The sequence below is a fragment of the Flavobacterium sp. genome, assembly GCF_028712645.1.
GTDB lineage: Bacteria > Bacteroidota > Bacteroidia > Flavobacteriales > Flavobacteriaceae > Flavobacterium.
Genome location: NZ_JAQTPQ010000305.1, coordinates 1 through 3,849, shown reverse-complemented (window position 1 = coordinate 3,849; position 3,849 = coordinate 1). Strand labels below are relative to the sequence as shown.

Sequence of the window (3,849 nt, the reverse complement as noted above, 5' to 3'; positions counted from 1 at the left end):
ACGATTTTAATCGAAAGACTTGAGCAATGAGAATTCCTTTCTCTTTCTCTAACGATATTCCTCTAAAATTTATCGGATTCATTGCGCAAAATACTTCCGGAATCAACTGCCAATTGCACATCAACGTTTCCGCGCTACAGGCAGGCTGGGGCTAAAAAAGCCTAAACTTTCGGTTAAACACTGACTTTGCAAGTACAAAACCAGCTTTAAATTAAGCCAAATGCCCAGCTTGCTTGTAGCGTGTGTTGGGGGGCGGTTGTTTTGTCGAAATTACGAATTTCTGCAAAGTTTTTCAAGTTTCTGCTTTTTGCGTTTTCAAGTTTCTGTTTTACAAGTTTCAGTTGGCAAAATACAACTTTCAGGCTTCTGCTTTCTACTTTTCAATTTTCTGTTTTACAAGTTTCAGATAGCAAAATCCAACTTTCAGGCTTCTGCTTTCAACTTTTCAAGTTTCTGTTTTACAAGTTTCAGTTGGCAAAATCCAACTTTCAGGCTTCTGCTTTGCAGGTTTCTGCGTAAATAAAAGCTTTTTTTTCAGTTTCTGTCCGTCTGAGTAAGTTCGGCACAACTGCCCCCCAACGTTAAGCCAGCTAAAAGAAGTGCCTTCCTTCAGTGGCTTTTCAAATATAAAATAATTTTTACAAAATTGACCAATATCAGCAGAAAAGCACCAAGGCATTTTTTTTAGCTGGCAGTTGTGTGCAGTAACTGTTTTTTGCCTCTTGCTGAAATCAGTAACGTAGTTGGCTAGATTCCTCCTTTAAAATATTTTTCACCAGTATCTACTTCAATGAACCTTGTTTTATGGCGCTTAGCCAAGCTAGGCGATCGTCAATAAAAGGTAGCCGATGAAGGTTTAGAGAATATTTTTAAGTTAGAAAATTGACTTTGTGATTTTTTTCTTCTAACTTAGCCAAGTCTTTTACGTTGTCAAACGTTTGAAAGTGAACTTTCTACTTTCTACGATTTTAATCGAAAGACTTGAGCAAAGAGAATTCCTTTCTCTTTCTCTAACGATATTCCTCTAAAATTTATCGGATTCATTGCGCAAAATACTTCTGGAATCAACTGCCAATTGCACATCAACGTCTTGCTACTAGGCGATGTAGCGGGGTTAAAATTCCTTGTTTTTACTGTTTTTCGCCAAATTTAACAGATACAAGATTATGTTTCAATTCAAGACTAATTCCGCTATATTCGCTTAGTAGCTGTTAGCCGTCGTTATTTCTTCGGTTTGTTGCTCGTTGAAATTGTGTGCTTGGAAAAATATATTAAGTTTTAGTAGGAAAAGTTAAAATAAATACTTAATTTCGCAACCGAAGTATCTAAAATAGAAAAATGGGCTATATCTGTCGAGTAACAGTAGCCTAAATTTTTATTGTCTGTTATCAGGTTACGTCCGATTTGTAACTCTGAATGTATTTTTGTTCTTTGAACTCTATGTAGTTTAGATTCGTAGTCTAAACGATTTAACTGTCTAATTTAAAAATCAATTTACTTGAAACATTTGAGATGCTTTTGGAGTTTTATCCATTGGAGAAGTAAAAAGAGAGTTTATTTAAGTAAGCCGTTTTGTTTTTACTGTAATAAGTAATCAGGCTAACTTTTAGTTAAACTTTGGTACACAGGTCTGTCAAAGATGCTGTTGATATTTAACAAATCTCTCGATAATCGGTAGAGAGTTTTTGTATTTTTGGGGCGTTTAGGTTCGATGCGGGACGGCTTCCTATCTGTCTGCAACGGGTTCGATTCCCGTACGCTCCACTTTAACAACACTGCAAATGTAGTGACTTATTTTAAATATGCAAACATTTGTTTACTTTTTTACAAACACACAATTTCAAAGAACTTAATTTAACCTTATGAAAACAATCAAAATCGTTGACTGCTCTAACAAAGAACATAATCTAATTGTAGACTTTATTTACAAAGTAACTTCTTTTACAACACTCTCAAAAGAAGTTATTACTAATATTCATTTAAATCATAAAGATGACAATTATACTTTTTCTACATTTAAGACTAATGAGCCTATAGATTATTTTCTGAAACGTTTGGAACAATACAAATAATTTCTAACTGCATTTCAATAAAGTATAATACCGATTTAACAAACTTAAACGATTTTCCTTCAAGATATTCGCTTAATATTTTGTTTGCAATTTCATTCGCATTTTCAGAAGTTGTCATTTCTACTTTTAGTTATTGTCTTAGTTGCTGTTTTGTAATGACGGCTAACGGTTTGCCGCTTGCCGCAGTGGGGGATTTCGGAGCACTTCACTGTCAACCAAGTACAAATGTTGATAGAAGCACTGCACTTGATTTAACCACGTCAGCCCCCATTGTGGCAAACGGCTGTTAGCAGTTGTGTTTTTCATTTCGATAGTTTCAATATTCTATACGCACCTTGTCCAACTATTGCAAAAACGATTGTCCCAACGATTAGGTCGGGATATTTTGAATTTGTCAAATAGACAAGTCCGCCTGCTACGATTACGCCAAGATTTACAATTACGTCATTTGATGTAAAAATCATACTTGCTTGCATATGTGCTTCTTTGCTTTTGCTTTTTTGCAGTAAATACAAACAAAGTCCGTTGCCGATTAACGCTAAAATTGAAATAACAATCATTGTCTGAAATGTCGGCAATTCTTCAAGTCCAATAAATCGTCTAATTACTTCTACAAAGCCGAAAAGTGCAAGCAATAATTGAAAATAACCTGCCGATTTTGCAATGTTCTTTTTTCGTATTGCTGTTCCGCCAACTGCAAAAAGTGCAAGTCCGTAAACAATGCTGTCGGCAAGCATATCCAAACTGTCGGCAACAAGTCCCATAGAGTTTGAAATAAAACCTGTGGTAATTTCAAGTGCGAAAAAGAAAAAGTTGATTGCTAAAACTTGCCACAAAAGTTTTCGTTCGGTTGCGGAATTGTCTGTTATCGTTTCGTTGTCTGCCGAAGTGCTGTCAATTAGTGAAGTGTCAAATTTTAAGTCGTCAAGTCGCTGGAAAATTTGTTTGTGGTCGTCAGTGTGCAAAACGGTTAATAGTCTGTTTGGAATGTCAAAGTCTAACGACTTAATGTTTATCAAATCGTCCAACTTCATTCGTATCATTTGCTCTTCGGACGGACAGTCCATTTTCACTATTTTAAATGTCGTTTTTTGCATAGTTGTCTTGTCTGCGGTGTCGGTCTAAACATAACTGCTAACTAGCTTATAGGTCTGACAAAATCAGACCTATCACTCCAATTTTGGGTGGATAGGTCTGACGGCAGTCAGACTTTTTTAGTATTCAAATATAATAATTTTTTCTTACAAATCATCAAAAGGACTTTTTATTTGTTGGATACTTTTTGTACTAACGTGCGTGTAAATTTCAGTAGTTTTACTGCTACTATGTCCTAATAATTCTTGTATATATCTCAAATCAGTTCCACTCTCAAGCAAATGTGTTGCGTAACTATGTCTTAACCAATGCAAGGTCACCGGTTTTGTTATGCCTGTTTTTTGCAAAGCTTGTTTCAATACGCTTTGTAAACTTTTTTCAGAATATTGTTCGCCTTTAATTTGTCCTTCAAATAGCCACACTGCTGGTTTATAGTCTTTATAATATTCTCGTAGCATTTTCAAAATTTTTGGCGATAATGGCGCAATTCGGTCTTTTTTTCCTTTGGCATTTTTGAGCAAAACTATATTTCTATTGGAATCGATATCCGAAAACCTAAGATGCAATAACTCACTACGACGTAATCCACAACTATAAATCATCGATAGCATCGCTTTGTGTTTGATGTTGCTGTGGGCATTCAAAATCAATTTAATTTCTTCTTTGCTCAAAACGTTTGGTA

General features: G+C 35.2%; 3 protein-coding genes. All 3 read right to left on the bottom strand.

Translation table 11 applies throughout. The annotated features are described in order from the left end of the window. Positions 1-2,031: 2,031 nt before the first annotated feature. Positions 2,032-2,190: a hypothetical protein gene (locus tag PHC28_RS16790; RefSeq protein WP_300103308.1), complete on the bottom strand. Its 159-nt coding sequence runs from the start codon at positions 2,188-2,190 to the stop codon at positions 2,032-2,034. A 184-nt stretch (positions 2,191-2,374) separates the two neighbouring features. After that, positions 2,375-3,169 (bottom strand): cation transporter, encoded by a 795-nt coding sequence (locus tag PHC28_RS16785; protein WP_300103306.1) that lies wholly within the window; start codon positions 3,167-3,169, stop codon positions 2,375-2,377. A gap of 144 nt (positions 3,170-3,313) precedes the next feature. Further along, a partial coding sequence (locus tag PHC28_RS16780) for a tyrosine-type recombinase/integrase (protein ID WP_300103304.1) occupies positions 3,314-3,849 on the bottom strand: 536 nt, incomplete at its 5' end.

Excerpts from the sequence above, each read along its gene's own strand:
- PHC28_RS16790 (WP_300103308.1), bottom strand. The coding sequence starts at position 2,190 with ATGACAACTTCTGAAAATGCGAATGAAATTGCAAACAAAATATTAAGC.
- PHC28_RS16785 (WP_300103306.1), bottom strand. The coding sequence starts at position 3,169 with ATGCAAAAAACGACATTTAAAATAGTGAAAATGGACTGTCCGTCCGAA.